Consider the following 19,176-nt stretch of genomic DNA (forward strand, 5'->3'; position numbering starts at 1 on the left):
GCGGTGGATCAGGCAGCCATGCGCTGAATGATTCACCGTTTTTTTGCGCTTGGGGTTTAGGTGTATATCCGGTGTCGCAACAACGGATATACACCCCTTCCCAATCCAACCCTGAAAAACCAAAAAGCCCCGATTCTCTCGAACCGGGGCTTTTTTGTGTTCAGCGTTTAATGCAGATCAATACTTCTCGATCTTCGCCGCGGACTGCAACTGCGCCTGATACGACTCGAAGTCCTGCCGACCCTCACGCGACGCCAGGAAGCGACGGTACTGGGTCTTCTCGGCATCGGTCGCCGGAGCGGCCTGATTCACACCGTTCAGACGAACAATCACGTAACTGCCATCGGCTGCGGTCAGGCTGGCATAGACCGGCTTGTCCTTGCCTTCAGGCTTCGGCATGCGGAACAGCGTCTGCAGCACTTGAGGGTCAACACCCTCCTGACCACGGGACGCTGCTTCCACCACCTTCCAGTTTTGACCTTCTTGCTTGGTGGCGGTGTACGGCACCTTGCCATCGCGCAGGCCCGCCAACAGCGTATCGCCCTTGGCCTTGATCGCGTCGGTGGCGTGGTTCTTCACCAGTTGCGCACGAATCGCGTCAGAAACCGCTTCCAGCGGCAGTTGCTCTGGCTGACGGTGCTCTTTCACGTGCACCACAACGGTGGTGTCCGGATCGAGTTCCAGCGCCGAGCTGTTGGAACCCTCTTCCATCACTTCAGTGCTGAATGCGGCCTGAACCACGGCACGGTTGGCAGCGATGCCCTCGCCACCTTCACGACCGAACGGCGCGGTGGTCTGGACTTTCAGGCCCAGGTCCGACGCAGGTTGCGTCAGGTCGGACGCTTCATACGCGGCGTCTTGCAATTTTTTGCTGGCATCGACGTACTTCTGCTCGACCAGTTGCGATTTCAGGTCGTGGGTCAGTTTGTCTTTCAGGCTGGCGAAGGTCGGTACCGACGGTGCTTCTACGCCCAGCAGCTTGATCAAGTGCCAGCCAAACTGGGTTTTGACCGGTGCCGAGACCTGATCCTTGTTCAACGCATACAACGCGTCTTCGAAGGCTTCGTCATAAACGCCCTTGCCGGCGTAACCCAGGTCACCGCCCTTGCTCGACGAGCCAGGATCCTGCGAGAACTCCTTGGCCAGCGCCGCGAAGTCTTCGCCCTTGGCCAGACGCTGCTGGATCTCTTCGATCTTCGCCTTGGCCTGTGCGTCGGTGGTCTTGTCGTTGACTTCGATCAGGATGTGAGCAGCGCGACGCTGCTCGGCCAGATTGGAAATCTCTTTCTGGTACGCGGCCTGAAGGTCTTCGTCCTTCACCGACACCTTGTCGAAGAACGCGGACTTCTTCAGTTCGATGTAGTCCAGCACCACTTGCTCAGGGCTGAGGAATTCCTTGGCGTGCTCGTCATAGTGCGCCTTGACTTCATCGTCGCTGACTTTGACGTTACTCGGGTCAGCCGGCAGCGAGAGCGTGGCGAAATCGCGGGTCTGCTTCTCCAGACGGGCGAAGGCATCAACCTGCGCATCGGTGACGAATGCACTACCACCAATGCCCGCACGAATCTGACCGATCAGCATTTCCTGACCCAGAATCTGGCGGAACTGCATGCGGGTGTAGCCCAACTGGCGAACGACCTGATCGAAACGGTCAGCGTTGAATTTGCCGTCCACCTGGAATTCAGGAGTCAGCAGAATCTGTTGGTCCAGTGCGGCTTCGGAGAAACCGAATTTGGAATCGGCGGCCCCTTGCAGCAGCAACTTGCGGTCAATCAGGCCCTTGAGTGCCGAATCGCGCAGCATTTTCTCGTTGAGCATTGCGGGATCGAAATCCTTGCCCAACTGTTGCATGAGCTGGCGGCGTTGCATTTCAACGGCCTGGCTCAAATCGTTTTGACTGATTTCGTCACCGTTGACCTTCGCCGCGTCCTGGCTATGGCTGGTGGCCCTGAAAATGGCATCGAAACCGGTCAGGGCCATCAGTGCGATGACAACGCCGATGATGGTCTTGGCAATCCAGCCTTGTGAATTGTCCCTGATATTCTGCAGCATGCGTCCCCCAGAGGGCTTTACTCAACTCACCAAGCTGCGACACACGGAGCGGAGCGTGGGTGTATTCCGGATAGAAGAAAGGCGCATCCGAGGATGCGCCTTCTCGTAACGTGCAAAGCGGACAGGGTTCGAGTGTGCGTCCCCTGAGGTGACAGGCCAGCGCTTGACCAACCGCACTTGCCGCTTTACGACCAGACCAGCGTTGACGCTGCCCTGGCGGTAGGCAAAGGTAACAAAGAAACTTAGTTGACCGCTTCTTTCAGAGCTTTACCGGCTTTGAAGCCTGGCTTCTTGGCCGCTGGAATTTCCAGAGTCTTACCGGTCTGTGGGTTACGGCCGGTACGGGCAGGACGGTCAGTGACAGAGAAAGTACCGAAGCCAACCAGTACAACGGAGTCGCCAGCCTTCAGAGCGCCAGTGACGGATTCGATTACTGCGTCCAGCGCACGGCCAGCAGCAGCTTTCGGGATGTCAGCGGATGCGGCGATAGCATCAATCAGTTCCGACTTGTTCACTCTAAGTCCCCTTATATCTATCTATATTGAGTATATTTTCTAAGTTTTCTGGTGAAGCCAAACAAACGCTGAATGGCCTGGCTGACGCTGGAAAGAGCCGCTTTATAACAAGGGCTCTAAAAAGCTGTCAAGGAAGGCCCCCCAGACTAATGCGTGCTAATTCTTTCCTTAGAGTCAGACTCGCGTTTTTCATCCTTTGCAACCATCTCCGGAGCCACATCCGGCAAGGGCTCCGGCGCGTATTGCAGCGCAATTTGCAGGACTTCGTCAATCCATTTAACAGGTTTGATTTGCAGATCGGCCTTGATATTGTCCGGGATTTCCTTCAAATCACGTACGTTTTCTTCCGGGATGATCACCGTTTTAATTCCACCGCGGTGAGCGGCCAGCAGTTTTTCCTTCAAACCGCCAATCGCCAGCACTTGTCCGCGCAGGGTAATTTCACCGGTCATGGCGACATCGGCACGCACCGGAATCTGCGTCAATGCTGAAACCAGTGCCGTGCACATGCCTACACCCGCGCTCGGGCCGTCTTTGGGCGTCGCCCCTTCCGGCATGTGGATGTGCGTGTCGCGCTTCTCATGGAAGTCCAGAGGGATGCCCAGGCTCTTGGCGCGGCTGCGGACTACCGTCTGTGCAGCGGTGATCGATTCGACCATCACGTCACCCAACGAACCGGTCTTGATCAGTTGCCCTTTACCTGGCACCACGGCTGCTTCGATGGTCAGTAACTCACCGCCCACTTGCGTCCACGCAAGACCTGTCACCTGACCGATCTGATCTTGTTGCTCAGCCAGACCGTAACGGAATTTGCGCACACCCAGGAAGCCTTCCAGCATCGTCGCCGTCACCTTGACGGTAAAATGCTTCTCGCCCGCATGCTCCTTGACCGCCTTGCGGCAGACCTTGGCGATCTGCCGTTCCAGGCTACGTACACCCGCTTCACGCGTGTAGTACCGGATAATGTCGCGAATGGCCTCTTCTTCGAACTCGATTTCGCCTTTTTTCAAGCCGTTGGCAGCGATCTGCTTGGGCGAGAGGTACTTGGTGGCGATGTTGATCTTCTCGTCTTCGGTGTAACCCGGCAGACGGATGACTTCCATACGGTCCAACAGGGCCGCGGGAATATTCATCGAGTTGGCAGTGCAAAGGAACATCACGTCCGACAGGTCGTAATCGACCTCCAGATAGTGATCGTTGAAGTTGTGGTTCTGCTCGGGGTCGAGCACTTCGAGCAACGCGGACGCAGGATCGCCACGCATGTCGCTGCCCATCTTGTCGATTTCGTCGAGCAGGAACAGCGGGTTGCGCACACCGACCTTGGTCATCTTCTGGATCAGGCGACCTGGCATCGAACCGATGTAGGTGCGGCGGTGACCACGGATTTCAGCCTCGTCACGCACGCCACCCAAGGCCATGCGCACGAACTTGCGGTTGGTCGCATGGGCAATCGACTCCGCCAGCGAGGTCTTACCCACACCAGGAGGACCGACCAGGCACAACACCGGGCCACGGATTTTCTTCACACGCTTCTGCACGGCGAGGTATTCAAGGATCCGCTCTTTGACTTCTTCCAGACCGTAGTGGTCGGCATCAAGAATGTCCTCGGCGCGGGCCAGATCCAGACGTACCTTGCTCTGGGCCTTCCACGGCACCTGAACCAGCCAGTCAATGTAGGAGCGCACGACAGTGGCTTCAGCCGACATCGGCGACATTTGCTTGAGTTTGTTCAGCTCGGCCGTGGCCTTAGTCATGGCGTCTTTCGGCAGGCCTGCAGCATCGATGCGCTTTTTCAGCTCTTCGATCTCGTTATGGCCTTCGTCGCTGTCCCCCAATTCCTTCTGAATGGCCTTCATCTGCTCATTCAGGTAGTACTCGCGCTGGCTGCGCTCCATTTGTTTCTTCACGCGGCCGCGAATGCGCTTCTCGACCTGCAACAGATCGATTTCGGCATCCAGCAGGGCCAACACGTGTTCGACACGGGCCCCCAGGTCAATGATTTCGAGGATTTCCTGCTTCTGCTCGATTTTCAGCGCCATGTGAGCCGCCATGGTGTCGACCAGACGACCTGGCTCATCGATGCTGTTGAGCGAAGACAGGACTTCAGCCGGGACTTTCTTGCCCAACTGGACGTATTGTTCGAACTGAGCCAACAGGCTGCGCACGAACACTTCGGATTCGCGATCAGGCGCGTCCGATTCATCGATCAGCGCAACTTCGGCGCGGCAGTGGTCATCCACTTCGATAAAGCGCTCGACGGAACCACGCTGCTCGCCCTCAACCAGCACCTTGACGGTGCCGTCCGGCAGTTTCAGCAGCTGCAATACGGTTGCAATCGTACCCACGCTATAAAGGGCGTCTTCGCCCGGATCATCGTCTGCGGGGTTACGCTGGGCAAGCAGCAAAATCTGCTTGTCACCGGTCATCGCGGACTCAAGGGCCTCGATGGATTTTTCGCGACCCACGAACAGTGGGATCACCATGTGCGGATACACCACGACATCGCGCAATGGCAAAAGAGGCAGTTCAATGGTCGTCTTCATGATTTCGCCTCTACGGCGGCCTTAAGGCCATGGACAGATAGAAATAAGCTGAAAACCAAGATGGGGGTAGCTTTGCAAAAAAACAAGCGTCGGTTTGAGTTAATGCGAAAGCGCCGCTGAAACGCAAAAAGGGCCCGAGGGCCCTTTTTGCTTTCCAGTCGCCCGGTGCGTATGCCGCGAGGCTTACGCGTCCGGAGCCGCCTTGGCAGGTGGCTCACTGTTTTCGTAAATCAACAGCGGCTTGGACGATCCTTCAATGACGCTCTCGTCGATCACCACTTTGCTTACGTCAGGCTCTGACGGGATTTCATACATGGTATCGAGCAGAATGCCTTCGAGAATGGACCGCAAACCACGAGCACCAGTCTTGCGCTCCAGCGCGCGACGAGCAACCGAGTTGAGTGCGTCGGCGCGGAATTCGAGGTCCACACCTTCCATTTCGAACAGCTTGGCGTACTGCTTGGTCAGGGCGTTCTTTGGCTCGGTCAGAATCTGCATCAGCGCAGCTTCGTCCAGCTCGTCCAGCGTAGCCAGAACAGGCAGACGGCCAACGAATTCCGGAATGAGACCAAACTTGACCAGATCGTCAGGCTCGACTTCACGCAGGGACTCGCCCACTTTCTTGCCTTCTTCCTTGCTGCGCACTTCGGCGTTGAAACCGATGCCGCCCTTGGTGGAGCGATTCTGGATGACCTTTTCCAGGCCAGAGAATGCACCGCCACAGATGAACAGGATATTGCGCGTGTCCACCTGCAGGAACTCCTGCTGTGGGTGCTTGCGGCCACCTTGAGGCGGAACGGAAGCCACGGTGCCCTCGATCAGCTTCAGCAAGGCCTGCTGCACACCCTCACCCGAGACGTCACGGGTGATCGAAGGGTTGTCGGACTTGCGGGAAATCTTGTCGATTTCGTCGATGTAGACGATACCCATCTGGGCCTTCTCGACATCGTAATCGCACTTCTGCAACAGCTTCTGGATGATGTTTTCCACGTCCTCACCCACATAACCGGCTTCGGTCAGGGTGGTGGCGTCGGCGATGGTGAACGGTACGTTGAGCAAACGGGCCAACGTTTCGGCCAGCAGGGTCTTGCCGGAACCCGTGGGGCCGATCAGCAGGATGTTGCTCTTGCCCAGTTCAACATCGTCATTTTTCTTGTCACGCTGGTTCAAGCGCTTGTAGTGGTTGTACACCGCTACAGCTAGAACCTTCTTGGCACGCTCCTGACCAATGACGTACTGGTCAAGGATGCCGCTGATTTCTTTCGGCGATGGCAGTTTATGCGCGCTGCTTTCTGCCTGTGCTTCCTGCACCTCCTCGCGGATGATGTCATTGCACAGGTCGACGCACTCGTCACAGATAAATACCGAGGGGCCGGCAATCAATTTGCGCACTTCATGCTGGCTTTTGCCGCAGAAGGAGCAATAAAGCAGTTTGCCGTTGTCCTCGCCGTTGCGGGTGTCAGTCATTCGATCGATCCAATCCGGTAGGCTTGCAACACAAGATGAAGGCAATTGCGGGCTTTTTCAAGTCCGCAGGTGGTACGGAAGTCCCGACCACCCGGGATTACTGCCTGTCAGGCAATCATTTGATCATCTGACGTTTGTCGAGCACCGAGTCCACCAGACCGTACTCAGCAGCGCGCTCGGCGCTCATGAAGTTGTCGCGGTTGGTGTCACGCTCAATGGCTTCCAGCGACTGGCCGGTGTGGTGAGCCAGCAGCTCGTTCAGCCGTTGGCGAATGTACAGGATTTCCTTGGCGTGAATGTCGATGTCCGACGCCTGCCCCTGGAAACCGCCCAGTGGCTGGTGAATCATCACGCGGGAATTGGGCAGGGCGAAACGTTTGCCCTTGGCACCGCCTGCCAGCAGGAACGCGCCCATGCTGCAAGCCTGGCCCATGACGGTGGTCGATACGTCAGGCTTGATGAACTGCATGGTATCGTAGATCGCCATGCCCGCAGTCACCGAACCGCCTGGGGAGTTGATGTAGAGATGGATGTCCTTGTCCGGGTTTTCCGCTTCAAGGAAGAGCAATTGCGCCGAGATCAGGTTGGCCATGTAGTCTTCAACCGGGCCGACCAGGAAAATGACGCGTTCCTTGAGCAGACGCGAGTAGATGTCATAGGCGCGTTCGCCACGGGCGGACTGCTCGATAACCATCGGGACCAAGCCGCCAGCGGCCTGGATGTCAGAGTGCTGCTGAATATAAGAATTGCGGGACATGTCTCGCATTCACTCCCAAATAGTCATGTCTTGAATACGCATAAGCCAGCACGAAGGCTGGCTTATGGTGTTTTCGAACGAGAGAAAGAAATCAGTCGGCTTTTGGAGCTTCTACCGGCTTGACGGCTTCTTCGTACGAGACCGCTTTATCGGTCACGCTCGCTTTCTGCAAAACAGTATCCACAACTTGCTCTTCCAGCACAACCGAACGGACTTCGTTCATTTGCTGTTCGTTCTTGTAGTACCAGGCCACAACCTGCTCTGGCTCCTGGTAAGCGGAAGCCATTTCCTGGATCAGCTCACGAACGCGGGCTTCATCAGGCTTCAGGTCGAACTGCTTGACCACTTCAGCAACGATCAGACCCAGCTCGACGCGGCGCTTGGCTTGCTCTTCGAACAGCTCGGCTGGCAGTTGGTCAGGCTTGATATTGCCACCGAACTGTTGAACGGCCTGAACACGCAGACGGTTCACTTCGTTTTCTAGCAGTGCTTTTGGCACTTCGATCGGGTTGGCCGCCAGCAGACCGTCCATGACCTGGTTCTTGACCTTGGACTTGATGGCCTGACGCAGTTCACGCTCCATGTTCTTGCGAACTTCGGTGCGGAAACCTTCCAGAGTCGCTTCCTTGATACCGAACTGATTGAAGAACGCCTCGTTCAGTTCTGGCAGGACCGGAGCCGACACCGAAGTCACGGTGACGGTGAACTCGGCGGCCTTGCCAGCCAGTTCCAGGTTCTGGTAGTCCTCAGGGAAAGTCAGGCTCAGAACGCGCTCTTCACCGGCTTTGGCGCCGACCAGACCGTCTTCGAAACCAGGGATCATGCGACCCGAACCCAGCACCAGCTGAGTACCAGTGGCCGAACCGCCAGCGAACGCTTCGCCGTCGATCTTGCCAACGAAATCGATGGTCAGTTGGTCTTCGTTGGCAGCAGCGCGGTCAGCGGCTTCGTAACGAACGTTCTGCTTGCGCAGGATTTCCAGCATGTTGTCCAGATCGGAGTCCGCGACGTCAGCCGACAGCCGCTCGACAGAAACAGACTCGAAACCGGCAACGGAGAATTCAGGGAACACTTCGAAAGTGGCGACGTATTCGAGGTCCTTGCCCTTTTCGAAGGATTTTGGCTCGACGGAAGGTGCGCCGGCCGGGTTCAGCTTTTGCTCTACGACGGCTTCGTAGAAAGTTGCCTGGATCAGGTCGCCCAGGGCTTCCTGACGGGCGCCGTCTTCATAACGCTGGCGGATCACGCTCATAGGCACTTTGCCTGGGCGGAAGCCCGGGATCTTGGCTTTACGTGCGGTCTGCTGCAGACGCTTGTTGACTTCGGTCTCGATGCGCTCAGCTGGCACGCCAATGGTCATGCGGCGCTCGAGAGCGGAAGTGTTTTCAACAGAAACTTGCATGGATATTCCTCGTTGCACAGACGTTAGCCGGCCGTTTCCGACCCCAGAATCAAGGGCAAGCATTCTAGTGGGTCAATCTCAAGAAGTCACCCTACTGAAGAAGGGTAAACACGATGGAATGCAACCAAAGGGAAAAGGACGAAGGTTCAAACCTTCGCAAGCGGTCTGGAACGGGCTTCGCACCCTTCTATATATAGGAAGCGAAGCACGACCGAATGTCGATCCAATCCCTGGAAACACTCCGGAAAAGCCCGCCAATGAAGACACGACAGGCTCGTTCCAGCGTGAAACCAATACGCTGAAACAAAAAAAGCCGCACTGGGCGGCTTTTTCGATCCCTGAAAAGCCAACCGGCATTGTTCAGGGGTTGTAACTGGTGCGGACGAAGAGACTCGAACTCTTACGCCTCGCGGCGCTGGAACCTAAATCCAGTGTGTCTACCAATTCCACCACGTCCGCGTTTTGAACCGCTTCTTAAAGCAAAGGCGCCAGATTATCAGTCTGGCGCCTTTTCGAATATGGGGTGGACGATGGGGATCGAACCCACGACAACAGGAGTCACAATCCTGTGCTCTACCAACTGAGCTACGCCCACCATATTGCGTTGTAACCTACTTGTGCCAAAGCTGCCTTTAGTGGCGCACCCGGCAGGACTCGAACCTGCGACCATCCGCTTAGAAGGCGGATGCTCTATCCAGCTGAGCTACGGGCGCTTGGTTAATCTGCAATCTTTCGACCTGCAAATTAAGAGCTTTCAATCACGCTGAGTCGATTTAAACTCCACCTGACTTTACCAACCTTTCGACTTGATTCACCGCTTCCGGCTTATCCTGTGTGGGGTTGTGCCCGACAAGTGCGACGAATCTTATAGACGACCTTGAGGGGCGTCAACACTTTTTTCTAAAAAATTCAGTTAATTAAAGGGCTTAGCTTATTAAGCAGACCAACCGCCTTTGCCCTTGGCCCATGTCATGCGAGAATGCGCGCTCTTTTTCCCTCCCTTCCGATGGTTAATCACGCGTAATGACTGCAAAACTAATAGACGGCAAAGCGATCGCAGCCCACCTGCGCCAGCAGATCGCCCAACGAGTCGCCGAACGTCGCGAGCAAGGGCTGCGCACGCCGGGCCTCGCGGTGATTCTGGTCGGCAGCGACCCCGCCTCTCAGGTTTACGTCTCGCACAAACGCAAAGACTGTGAAGAGGTCGGTTTCATTTCCCGGGCCTACGACCTGCCCGCTGCCACCACCCAGACCGAACTGACCGATCTGATCGACAGCCTCAATGAAGATCCGGCCATCGACGGCATCCTGCTGCAACTGCCGCTGCCGGAGCATCTGGATTCTTCGCCGTTGCTGGAGCGCATTCGTCCCGATAAGGACGTCGACGGCTTCCATCCTTATAACGTCGGCCGCCTGGCTCAGCGCATCCCGCTGCTGCGCCCGTGCACCCCAAAAGGCATCATGACCCTGCTGGAAAGCACCGGCGTGGACCTGTACGGCAAAGACGCCGTGGTGGTCGGCGCGTCCAACATCGTTGGCCGCCCGATGGCCATGGAACTGCTGCTGGCCGGTTGCACCGTGACCGTCACTCACCGCTTCACCCAGGATCTGGCGGGCCATGTTGGCCGTGCTGATCTGGTGGTGGTGGCGGCGGGCAAGCCGGGCCTGGTCAAAGGCGAATGGATCAAGGAAGGCGCCATCGTGATCGACGTTGGCATCAACCGTCAGGAAGACGGCAAGCTGGTTGGCGATGTGGTCTACGACACCGCCCTGCCCCGCGCCGGCTGGATCACTCCAGTCCCCGGTGGCGTTGGCCCGATGACCCGCGCGTGCCTGCTCGAGAATACGCTGTACGCGGCGGAAGAGCTGCACAACTGATCGGTACACCGCGCTCATGAAAACGGCACCCTGAGGTGCCGTTTTTTTATTGCCAAAGACCGACTGCTTCTGCCGAAGGCGTAGGGGCTTTGCTTGCAAGCGATCTGGCGCGGAGCGGCAGCGAAACCATTCAAACCGGTAGCATCAGACGCACCGCGTTATCCGGATTTACTGCCGCTCCCCGACAGATCGTCAGCAAGCCAGGCTCCTACGGCCTCCGGCCAGAAAGAATCAAGAGCCCTTACTTCTTCGCAGCCTCCCAGCTCTTCAACAGATCCGAATAGGCAATGGTCTCACCCTTCGGCTTCTCGTTGGCCAGCTTGCGTTGCGGTGCGAGGAATGCGCCGTTGCTCTTCTCGGCTTTGGTGTACCACTCTTCAGCCGAGGTTTCCGGGTTCATCTTCGGTGCACAACCACTGGCGTCCTGAACCTTGGAGCGTTCGATGCGGGTCATGATGGCGTCCTGATCCTTGGCCAGACCGTCCAGTGCCGCTTGCGCAGATTTCTCGCCAGTAACGGCCTCAGCCACGTGACTCCACCACAGTTGCGCCAGTTTCGGATAATCCGGGACGTTGGTGCCGGTCGGCGACCACTGAACGCGGGCCGGGCTGCGGTAGAACTCCACCAGACCACCCAGCTTCGGCGCCAGCGCGGTCATCTCTTTGGAGTTGATGTCCGACTCACGAATCGGCGTCAGGCCGACGATGGTTTTCTTCAGCGACACCGACTTCGAAGTCACGAACTGCGCATAGAGCCAGGCCGCAAGGCGCTTCTTCTCGTCAGCCGACTTCAGGAACGTCCACGACCCCACGTCCTGATAGCCCAGCTTCATGCCTTCCTTCCAGTACGGCCCTTTCGGCGACGGCGCCATCCGCCATTTCGGCGTGCCGTCGGCGTTCATCACCGGCAGACCTGGCTTGGTCATGTCAGCCGTAAACGCGGTGTACCAGAAGATTTGCTGCGCAACGTTACCCTGCGAAGGCACCGGCCCCGACTCGGAGAAGGTCATGCCCGCAGCCTCTGGCGGCGCGTAGGCTTTCAGCCAGTCGATGTATTTCTGGGTGGCATACACTGCGGCCGGACCGTTGGTGTCGCCGCCGCGGGTGATACTGGAACCAACCGGATGACAATCTTCGACGCGAATGCCCCACTCGTCCACCGGCAGGCCGTTCGGCAGGCCTTTGTCGCCACTGCCTGCCATGGAGAACCAGGCGTCAGTAAAGCGCCAGCCCAAGGACGGGTCTTTCTTGCCGTAGTCCATGTGGCCGTAGACTTTCTTGCCGTCGATTTCCTTCACGTCTTCGCTAAAGAATTTGGCGATGTCTTCATAGGCCGACCAGTTAACCGGCACGCCCAGCTCGTAGCCATATTTGGCCTTGAACTTCTCTTTCAGATCAGGACGCTCGAACCAGTCGGCGCGGAACCAGTACAGGTTCGCGAACTGCTGGTCAGGCAGTTGGTACAGCTTGGCCGGGGTGATGACTTTGCCCGACGCGTCCTTGACCTCTGGAGAGGTGGTAAACGAGGTACCGATGAAGTCCTTGATATCCAACGTAGGAGACGTGACTTTCGCGCCTTCGGGGCTTGCCATCAGGTCGGTCAGAGACAGCGCCTTGCCATAACGGAAATGGGTACCGATAAGGTCGGAGTCATTGACCCAGCCGTCATAAATACTCTTGTCCGACTGCATGGCCGTTTGCAGTTTCTCGATGACGTCGCCCTCTTGCAGCAGGTCGTGGGTCACCTTGATGCCAGTGATTTCGGTGAAGGCCTTGGCGAGGGTTTTGGACTCGTATTCATGGGTGGTCAGGGTCTCGGACACCACTTTGATGTCCATGCCACGGAACGGCTCGGCCGCTTTGATGAACCACTCCAATTCCTTGAGCTGGTCAGCGTCGGACAGGGTCGTAGGCTTGAACTCGCTGGCCGCCCACTTCTTCGCGGCGTCCTCGTACTGATCCGCCCACGCCGAAACGCTCAAGCCACTGAGCATCACCATCGTCGCTACCGTCACACTATGTCGCAGCTTGTTTTTCTTATTGAACATAGACACCTCCAGTGTTGATTCTTATGTATTCCCACATTTCAAACCTTCAACCCCACCGCATCACAACCAACAGCCAGACCAGGGACAGCCCGGAGGCGACCCAGATGCTCCAGTCGGTCGCGCCAATGACCAGCAAATGCAGGTAGGCGCTGCCGAGAAGACCGATGAACAGCCGGTCGCCACGGGTGGTGGCCATCGGCAGAAACCCGCGACGTTCGATGCTCGCCGAGCGCAGCTCCCAGACCGTCATTGCCACCAGCACGGCAGCGATCGATCCAAAAAACAGCGCAGTCGGCAGTGTCCAGGACATCCACTCCATTTTTTCGACTCCTCAGACACGACCAAGGGCAAAACCCTTGACCACATGGTTGCGAACGAACCAGATCACCAGCATGCCCGGCAGGATGGTCAACACCCCCGCTGCCGCCAGCACGCCCCAGTCGATACCCGAAGCCGACACCGTGCGGGTCATGACCGCCGCAATCGGTTTGGCGTTGACCGACGTCAGGGTCCGCGCCAACAGCAGCTCGACCCAGGAGAACATGAAGCAGAAGAACGCCGTCACGCCGATGCCCGAACCAATCAACGGGATGAAAATCTTCCCGAAGAACTTGGGAAAGCTATAACCATCAATGTAGGCGGTTTCGTCAATTTCCTTCGGAACGCCAGACATGAAGCCTTCCAGAATCCACACCGCCAGCGGTACGTTGAACAGGCAATGCGCCAGCGCAACGGCAATGTGGGTATCGAACAGGCCGATGGACGAATACAACTGGAAGAACGGCAGCAGAAATACGGCCGGCGGCGCCATGCGGTTGGTCAGCAGCCAGAAGAACAGGTGCTTGTCGCCGAGGAACCGATAGCGGGAAAACGCATACGCGGCAGGCAACGCCACGCTCAGCGAAATCACAGTGTTCAGGCACACGTAGTACAGCGAATTGATGTAGCCGCTGTACCAGCTCTCGTCGGTGAAGATCACCTTGTAGTTGGCCAGGGTGAAATCCTGCGGCCACAAAGTCAGTCCGCCGAGGATTTCAGTATTGGTTTTGAAGGACATGTTGATCAGCCAGTAGATAGGCACCAGCAAAAACAACAGGTAGACCCACAACGGCACGACTTTACGAAGATTCATGGCCGCTCCTCAGTTCTTTTCGCCGTGGGTCATGGCGGTGTAGAACACCCACGACACCAACAGAATGATCAGGAAATACACCAGCGAGAATGCCGCCGCAGGCCCCAGGTCAAACTGGCCGAGCGCCATGGTGGTCAGGGTCTGACTGAGGAAAGTGGTCGAGTTGCCCGGCCCGCCACCGGTCAATACGAAGGGTTCGGTGTAGATCATGAAGCTGTCCATGAAGCGCAGCATCACGGCGATCAGCAGCACGCTTTTCATCTTTGGCAACTGGATGTGTCGGAAAACGGCCCAATGAGAGGCCCGATCAATACGCGCCGCCTGATAGTACACGTCCGGAATCGCCCGCAGCCCCGAGTAGCACAGTAGCGCCACCAGCGAGGTCCAGTGCCAGACGTCGATGATCAGTACCGTCACCCATGCATCCGAAGCATTGGCGGCATAGTTGTAGTTGATGTGCAGCACATTGTTGAGAAACCAGCCCAGCAGGCCAATGTCACCACGGCCGAAGATCTGCCAGATGGTGCCGACCACGTTCCATGGGATCAGCAGCGGAAGGGTCATGACGATCAGGCATACCGACGACCAACGACCTTTGGTCGGCATGGTCAGGGCGATGGCGATGCCCAGCGGGATTTCAATCAGCAGCACGCAGCCCGAATAGATGAACTGGCGCAGCAGCGAATCGTGCAGGCGAGGGTCCTGCAACACTTGCTTGAACCAGTCAGCGCCGACGAAATAGCGGCTGGACTGATCGAAAATGTCCTGCACCGAATAGTTGACCACGGTCATCATCGGAATGATGGCGCTGAACGCCACCAGCAGAAACACCGGCAGCACCAGCCACCAGGCCTTGTTGTTCTGCACTTTACTCATGGGGCACCTCACGGGCCGGGGCGTGTTCCGTCGTAGCCTCCAGCAGAAATTCGTCGGCGTAGAGCATCAGCCATTGGGCCGGGAAGCTGATCCAGGCCTGGCCTTGCGGCACCGGCTTGTCTTCCTGCAAACGGACTTTCAAAGACTGGCCCGCCAGGTTCAGCGTGAGGATCTTGTAGGTCCCCAGGTCTTCGACGTAGGTCACGTCGGCGCACATGGCGTCATCGAACGGGCCGTCCCAGACGTGGACGAACTCCGGCCGAATGCCGACTTTGAGGTTGCTCCACTTCGTCGAGGCCAACGTCTGCTGCAAGGCCTCGGACAGTGGCATATGAATACCGCCAAAGCCCACACCCCCCGCCTCTGGCTTGACCTCAATCAGGTTCATGCCGGGGCTGCCAATGAAGTAGCCGACAAAGGTATGACGAGGTTTTTCGAACAGCTCACGCGGCGTGCCGAACTGCACGATCTGGCCGCCGTACATCACCGCGATCTTGTCGGCGAAGGTCGAGGCCTCCAATTGATCGTGGGTGACGTAGACCATGGTGATGTTGAACTGCTCGTGGATCTGCTTGAGCTTGCGCCGCAGCTTCCACTTCAGGTGTGGATCGATCACGGTGAGCGGCTCGTCGAACAGGATCGCCGACACGTCATCACGCACCAGCCCACGGCCCATGGAGACTTTCTGCTTCTCGTCAGCGGTCAGACCCTTGGCTTTCTTTTTCAGCAGCGGCTGCAAATCCAGCACCTCGGCGATTTCCTGCACCTTGGTCTGAATCTTCGCCTCGGCCATGCCCTGATTGCGCAGGGGGAAAGCGAGGTTGTCGTACACCGTCATGGTGTCGTAGACCACCGGAAACTGGAAAACCTGGGCGATGTTGCGCTGCTCCGGCGACAGGTCGTTGACCACGGTGCTGTCGAACATGACTTTGCCTTCCGAGGGGCTGAGCAGGCCGGAAATAATGTTGAGCAAGGTCGATTTGCCACACCCGGACGGCCCGAGCAAGGCGTACGCCCCGCCCTGCTCCCAGATGTGGGTCATCTCGCGAATGGCATAGTCTTCGGGGCTTGTCGGGTTGGCGTTGTAGCTGTGGGCCAGCTGTTGCAAACGGATCTCGGCCATCAGGCAACCCTCGCCATGCGCAGGCCCGGCGCTTGAATCAGGCCGCCCTGCTGATCGAACACGAATAATTTATGAGTGGGGATGTACACGCGAATCGGCGTATCGACGTCGTATTCGTGAACCCCCGGCAGGTGCAGCACCAGCGAGAAGTGTTCGTTGCGCACATGCAGAAAGGTTTCCGAGCCACTGATTTCCGCCAGCTCCACGGTCACTGCCAGTTCCAGGTCGTCGTCGTTGGACGGCACCAGGCTCAGGTGGCTGGGGCGCACGCCAAAGCGGTAGTCGCCGTCGCCGATCTTGCGCAGGTCGACGTTGAGCGGAAAGTGCACGAAGTTGGCAAAACTGACTTCATTGCCGTCGATGCGACCGGGCATCAGATTGATCGGCGGCTCGGAGAACAGCTCAGCCGCCAGCACGGTTTTCGGCTGGTGATAGACCTCGGGAGTCTTGCCGCTCTGGATCAGACGACCTTCGTGAAGAATGGTCGTGGTCCCGCCGAGGGCCAACGCCTCGTTTGGCTCAGTGGTGGCGTACACGGCGATGGTGTTACGGGTTTCGAACAACTGGCGCATTTCCTGGCGCAGTTCTTCGCGCAGCTTGTAGTCGAGGTTGACCAGCGGCTCGTCGAACAGGATCAGCTCGGCGTCCTTGACCAACGCCCGCGCCATCGCCGTGCGTTGCTGCTGGCCGCCGGAGAGTTCAAGGGGGTAGCGCGTAAGAAACTTCTCGATACGCAGCATTTTCGCGGTTTCCCGCACGCGGCTTTCGATTTCATCTTTCGACATTTTGGCCTGACGCAGCGGCGAGGCGATGTTGTCGAAGACGGTCATGCTCGGGTAGTTGATGAACTGCTGATAAACCATCGAAACGTTGCGATGGCGCACCGCGACCTGAGTGACATCTTTGCCATTCATCAGGACTCGGCCGCTGTCTGGCTTGTCCAGACCAGCCATCAAGCGCATCAGGCTGGTTTTGCCTGATAAGGTGCGCCCCAGCAATACGTTGAATGAGCCGGGTTCGAAGCTCAGCGAGGCGTCATCGATCCAGATCTGGCCGTCAACCGTGCGGCTGACGTGCTCAAGCGTGAGAGACATGGCGTGCCCTTTGTTATTTGTCTTGTTCGGGGTGAAACGTGTTCGGGTCGTGACATTCGTCGACCGTTTGTTGGATAGCGACAATCGTGCCAATTCACCTTCGCAAACGAACTAAGCGCCAAAACCATTGATTTAGAGCTGTCAGCTCAAAAACGCACTGAACACAGCATTCGTTGGTGAACATAAATGAACAGGAAAGACTGAACACCTGAACAAAATGAACATTGACTTTGAACACAGCTGAACAACAATGGCTGAACGTTTCGAGCACGGATGCTCCGCCAAAGCGTTACCCCAACAACAATAAAAGCATCAGGACGGAGCCAGCCTATGGCCGCCACAGCGCACGACACGATCATTCGCGATTCCTGGGCCCGCTGCCGCGAATTTGGCCTGGATCATCAATCCCGCCCCGCTTTCAACCGGCTACCGGAACGGCAGGTTTCGCAACTGCTGGAGCGCCATCACGCACTGGTGCAGACCACCCATCAGCAAGTCCTGCCCTTCTACGAAAACATCCTCAGCAACTCGAACTGCTTGATTCTGCTGGCCGATCAGCAAGGCCAGGTGCTGAACTCCTGGGGCACCAAGCGCTTCGTCGAGCCGGATCAGCAACGGGGTTTCGTCGCCGGGGCCAGTTGGCTGGAACAAGGGGTGGGCACCAACGCGATTGGCACCGCACTGGCCTGTGAACAGGCTGTTCACATTGAACACGATGAACACTTTCTCAAGGCCAATCGCTTCATGACCGGCTCTGCGGCGCCAATCTTCGATGCCTCGCGGCGTATGATCGCGGTGCTCGATGTGTCCAGCGACAGTTTCCTGCCGCCCTCGCACACCTTGGGGATGGTGAAGATGATGAGCCAGACCATCGAGAACCGGCTCATTCTCGATCAATTCCAGAACGGTTATTTTCAGCTGACCTTCAACACCGGTCTGAACAATCTGGACAGCCAATGGGCCGGGTTGCTGGTGTTCGATGAGAGTGGGCGGATCCTGTGTGCCAATCGCCGGGCCGACAGTTTGCTGGGAGTCAGCCTGCTGCATGCCAATATCCAGAACCTGTTCAAGGCGCCTGTCGCTCAGTTGCTCAATCAGCAGGAAGGCCAGCCCTTTGCGCTTCAGGCAGCGGGACATAACCGCTTTCATGGCCTGATCAAACGTCCCGGCGCGTCGGTATTGAAATTCCACAACGTGGCGACCCCCAGACCGCAGCCTCAAACACCCGCTATCGGGGATGAAAAAGTCGCCAAAGCCGCACGTCAGGCTCAGCGCTTGCTGGAGAAAAACGTGCCGCTGCTGATCCTTGGCGAGACCGGCGCAGGCAAAGAGGTGTTCGTCAAGAATCTGCATCAGGCAAGTTCCAGGGCCGATCAACCTTTCATTGCCGTGAACTGCGCTGCCATTCCTTCGGAGTTGGTGGAAGCGGAACTGTTTGGCTATGAAAAAGGCGCGTTCACCGGCGCTCACCACAAAGGCAGCATCGGGCTGATTCGAAAGGCTGACAAAGGCACGTTGTTTCTCGACGAGATTGGCGACATGCCGCTACCTGTTCAGGCGCGTCTTCTGCGGGTTTTGCAGGAACGTTGCGTGCAGCCGTTGGGCAGCAGTGAGTTGTTCCCCGTGGATATCAGGGTCATCTCCGCGACCCACTGCTCATTGCGTGAACAGGTGCAAAGCGGACGTTTCCGGCAGGATTTGTATTACCGCATCAGTGGGCTGAACCTTGAACTCCCACCTTTGCGAGAGCGCACCGACAAAGCCGAATTGGTGCAAGCCATCTGGGAGCAACATCGTGAGCCGCAGCAGACAGCAGGGTTTGAGTCGTCGGTGCTGGCACTGTTCGAACGGCACCCGTGGCCTGGGAATTTGCGTCAATTGAGCAACGTGATTCAGGTGGCGTTGGCGTTGGCGGATGATCAGAGGATCTCTACTGAGCATTTACCGGAGGACTTTTTTGCGGATTTGGAACTGGCCGATCTGGAAATGGAAAGCCAGGAGCCGGGGATCGTGTTCAACCGCAAGGCGGCGCTGGACACACCCGAGGAATTGAACGAATTGCTGCAGGCGGCCGGAGGGAATATTTCGCAGTTGGCCAAGCGGTTGGGGGTGAGTCGGAATACGCTATATAAGCGGCTGCGGGAGCAGGGGTTTTGATTAGATAATTGCAGTGTTTGACCTGACGCCATCGCCAGCAAGCCGGCTCCCACAATGACCGCGCCGAATCCAGATTATTTGTTCGACGCCGAACCCTGTGGGAGCCGGCTTGCTGGCGAACGCGGTGTATCAG

General features: G+C 57.4%; 15 protein-coding genes and 3 tRNA genes. 3 read left to right on the forward strand and 15 right to left on the reverse strand.

Annotation, left to right across the window (positions count from 1 at the left end):
• Window positions 1–177 precede the first annotated feature (177 nt).
• The 6 genes from ACI2KB_RS02970 to tig form a co-directional block, all read right to left on the reverse strand.
• Window positions 178–2,052, reverse strand: a complete 1,875-nt coding sequence (locus ACI2KB_RS02970; protein ID WP_404631207.1) for a SurA N-terminal domain-containing protein — start codon at window positions 2,050–2,052, stop codon at window positions 178–180.
• A 242-nt stretch (window positions 2,053–2,294) separates the two neighbouring features.
• Complete coding sequence (locus ACI2KB_RS02975) at window positions 2,295–2,567, reverse strand: HU family DNA-binding protein (RefSeq protein WP_003183171.1); 273 nt, start codon at window positions 2,565–2,567, stop codon at window positions 2,295–2,297.
• A 146-nt stretch (window positions 2,568–2,713) separates the two neighbouring features.
• Window positions 2,714–5,110: an endopeptidase La gene (gene lon, locus ACI2KB_RS02980; protein ID WP_404631209.1), complete on the reverse strand. Its 2,397-nt coding sequence runs from the start codon at window positions 5,108–5,110 to the stop codon at window positions 2,714–2,716.
• A gap of 183 nt (window positions 5,111–5,293) precedes the next feature.
• Window positions 5,294–6,577, reverse strand: a complete 1,284-nt coding sequence (clpX, locus tag ACI2KB_RS02985; RefSeq protein ID WP_404631211.1) for an ATP-dependent Clp protease ATP-binding subunit ClpX — start codon at window positions 6,575–6,577, stop codon at window positions 5,294–5,296.
• A gap of 115 nt (window positions 6,578–6,692) precedes the next feature.
• Window positions 6,693–7,334: an ATP-dependent Clp endopeptidase proteolytic subunit ClpP gene (gene clpP / locus ACI2KB_RS02990; protein WP_404631213.1), complete on the reverse strand. Its 642-nt coding sequence runs from the start codon at window positions 7,332–7,334 to the stop codon at window positions 6,693–6,695.
• A gap of 91 nt (window positions 7,335–7,425) precedes the next feature.
• Window positions 7,426–8,736: a trigger factor gene (gene tig / locus ACI2KB_RS02995; protein ID WP_404631215.1), complete on the reverse strand. Its 1,311-nt coding sequence runs from the start codon at window positions 8,734–8,736 to the stop codon at window positions 7,426–7,428.
• Here tig and ACI2KB_RS03000 point away from each other — a divergent pair.
• On the forward strand, window positions 8,735–9,109 hold the full coding sequence (locus ACI2KB_RS03000; protein WP_404631217.1) for a hypothetical protein: 375 nt from the start codon (window positions 8,735–8,737) through the stop codon (window positions 9,107–9,109). The genes tig and ACI2KB_RS03000 overlap by 2 nt on opposite strands.
• Before the next feature lies 1 nt (window position 9,110).
• Here the strand turns inward: ACI2KB_RS03000 and ACI2KB_RS03005 are convergent.
• The 3 genes from ACI2KB_RS03005 to ACI2KB_RS03015 all read right to left on the reverse strand — a co-directional run bounded on the left by ACI2KB_RS03005 (window position 9,111) and on the right by ACI2KB_RS03015 (window position 9,449).
• Window positions 9,111–9,195 (reverse strand) — tRNA-Leu (locus tag ACI2KB_RS03005).
• Between the two features lie 60 nt (window positions 9,196–9,255).
• Window positions 9,256–9,331: transfer RNA gene (locus tag ACI2KB_RS03010), tRNA-His, on the reverse strand.
• 41 nt (window positions 9,332–9,372) lie between these two features.
• Window positions 9,373–9,449, reverse strand: a tRNA-Arg gene (locus ACI2KB_RS03015).
• A gap of 310 nt (window positions 9,450–9,759) precedes the next feature.
• Here ACI2KB_RS03015 and folD point away from each other — a divergent pair.
• Window positions 9,760–10,614, forward strand: coding sequence for a bifunctional methylenetetrahydrofolate dehydrogenase/methenyltetrahydrofolate cyclohydrolase FolD (folD, locus tag ACI2KB_RS03020; protein WP_404631219.1), 855 nt, complete (start codon window positions 9,760–9,762; stop codon window positions 10,612–10,614).
• Between the two features lie 241 nt (window positions 10,615–10,855).
• On the opposite strand, the gene ACI2KB_RS03025 is transcribed toward folD, so the two are convergent.
• Genes ACI2KB_RS03025 through ACI2KB_RS03050 form a run of 6 tightly spaced genes read right to left on the reverse strand, consistent with a single transcriptional unit; the run spans window position 10,856 to window position 16,886 of the window.
• A complete protein-coding gene (locus ACI2KB_RS03025; protein ID WP_404631221.1) occupies window positions 10,856–12,661 on the reverse strand; it encodes an ABC transporter substrate-binding protein in 1,806 nt (601 codons plus the stop codon).
• A gap of 46 nt (window positions 12,662–12,707) precedes the next feature.
• Complete coding sequence (locus ACI2KB_RS03030; RefSeq protein ID WP_404631223.1) at window positions 12,708–12,980, reverse strand: DUF2160 domain-containing protein; 273 nt, start codon at window positions 12,978–12,980, stop codon at window positions 12,708–12,710.
• A 12-nt stretch (window positions 12,981–12,992) separates the two neighbouring features.
• On the reverse strand, window positions 12,993–13,793 hold the full coding sequence (locus ACI2KB_RS03035) for a carbohydrate ABC transporter permease (RefSeq protein WP_404631225.1): 801 nt from the start codon (window positions 13,791–13,793) through the stop codon (window positions 12,993–12,995).
• A 9-nt stretch (window positions 13,794–13,802) separates the two neighbouring features.
• Window positions 13,803–14,669 carry a carbohydrate ABC transporter permease gene (locus ACI2KB_RS03040; RefSeq protein WP_404631227.1) on the reverse strand — a complete coding sequence of 289 codons (867 nt, stop codon included), beginning with the start codon at window positions 14,667–14,669 and terminating at the stop codon, window positions 13,803–13,805.
• The gene (locus tag ACI2KB_RS03045; RefSeq protein WP_404631229.1) at window positions 14,662–15,792 is read right to left on the reverse strand and encodes an ABC transporter ATP-binding protein; all 1,131 of its coding nucleotides are present in this window, start codon (window positions 15,790–15,792) and stop codon (window positions 14,662–14,664) included. The genes ACI2KB_RS03040 and ACI2KB_RS03045 overlap by 8 nt, the downstream gene beginning before the upstream one ends.
• The gene (locus ACI2KB_RS03050) at window positions 15,792–16,886 is read right to left on the reverse strand and encodes an ABC transporter ATP-binding protein (RefSeq protein WP_404631231.1); all 1,095 of its coding nucleotides are present in this window, start codon (window positions 16,884–16,886) and stop codon (window positions 15,792–15,794) included. The genes ACI2KB_RS03045 and ACI2KB_RS03050 overlap by 1 nt, the downstream gene beginning before the upstream one ends.
• Before the next feature lie 330 nt (window positions 16,887–17,216).
• Between ACI2KB_RS03050 and ACI2KB_RS03055 the strand changes: the two genes are divergently transcribed.
• Window positions 17,217–19,043: a sigma-54-dependent Fis family transcriptional regulator gene (locus tag ACI2KB_RS03055; RefSeq protein WP_404631233.1), complete on the forward strand. Its 1,827-nt coding sequence runs from the start codon at window positions 17,217–17,219 to the stop codon at window positions 19,041–19,043.
• Window positions 19,044–19,176: the final 133 nt, after the last annotated feature.

Origin of the sequence: Pseudomonas sp. NPDC088444 (assembly GCF_044900175.1) — a bacterium.
GTDB lineage: Bacteria > Pseudomonadota > Gammaproteobacteria > Pseudomonadales > Pseudomonadaceae > Aquipseudomonas.

Bases quoted from the DNA above. Each gene is read 5' to 3' on its own strand.
- clpP (WP_404631213.1), bottom strand. From the start codon at position 7,334: ATGTCCCGCAATTCTTATATTCAGCAGCACTCTGACATCCAGGCCGCT.
- ACI2KB_RS03030 (WP_404631223.1), bottom strand. From the start codon at position 12,980: ATGGAGTGGATGTCCTGGACACTGCCGACTGCGCTGTTTTTTGGATCG.
- tig (WP_404631215.1), bottom strand. From the start codon at position 8,736: ATGCAAGTTTCTGTTGAAAACACTTCCGCTCTCGAGCGCCGCATGACC.
- ACI2KB_RS03025 (WP_404631221.1), bottom strand. From the start codon at position 12,661: ATGTTCAATAAGAAAAACAAGCTGCGACATAGTGTGACGGTAGCGACG.
- ACI2KB_RS03040 (WP_404631227.1), bottom strand. From the start codon at position 14,669: ATGAGTAAAGTGCAGAACAACAAGGCCTGGTGGCTGGTGCTGCCGGTG.
- lon (WP_404631209.1), bottom strand. From the start codon at position 5,110: ATGAAGACGACCATTGAACTGCCTCTTTTGCCATTGCGCGATGTCGTG.
- ACI2KB_RS03045 (WP_404631229.1), bottom strand. From the start codon at position 15,792: ATGGCCGAGATCCGTTTGCAACAGCTGGCCCACAGCTACAACGCCAAC.
- ACI2KB_RS03035 (WP_404631225.1), bottom strand. From the start codon at position 13,793: ATGAATCTTCGTAAAGTCGTGCCGTTGTGGGTCTACCTGTTGTTTTTG.
- folD (WP_404631219.1), top strand. From the start codon at position 9,760: ATGACTGCAAAACTAATAGACGGCAAAGCGATCGCAGCCCACCTGCGC.
- ACI2KB_RS03050 (WP_404631231.1), bottom strand. From the start codon at position 16,886: ATGTCTCTCACGCTTGAGCACGTCAGCCGCACGGTTGACGGCCAGATC.
- clpX (WP_404631211.1), bottom strand. From the start codon at position 6,577: ATGACTGACACCCGCAACGGCGAGGACAACGGCAAACTGCTTTATTGC.
- ACI2KB_RS02970 (WP_404631207.1), bottom strand. From the start codon at position 2,052: ATGCTGCAGAATATCAGGGACAATTCACAAGGCTGGATTGCCAAGACC.
- ACI2KB_RS03055 (WP_404631233.1), top strand. From the start codon at position 17,217: ATGGCCGCCACAGCGCACGACACGATCATTCGCGATTCCTGGGCCCGC.
- ACI2KB_RS03000 (WP_404631217.1), top strand. From the start codon at position 8,735: ATGGATATTCCTCGTTGCACAGACGTTAGCCGGCCGTTTCCGACCCCA.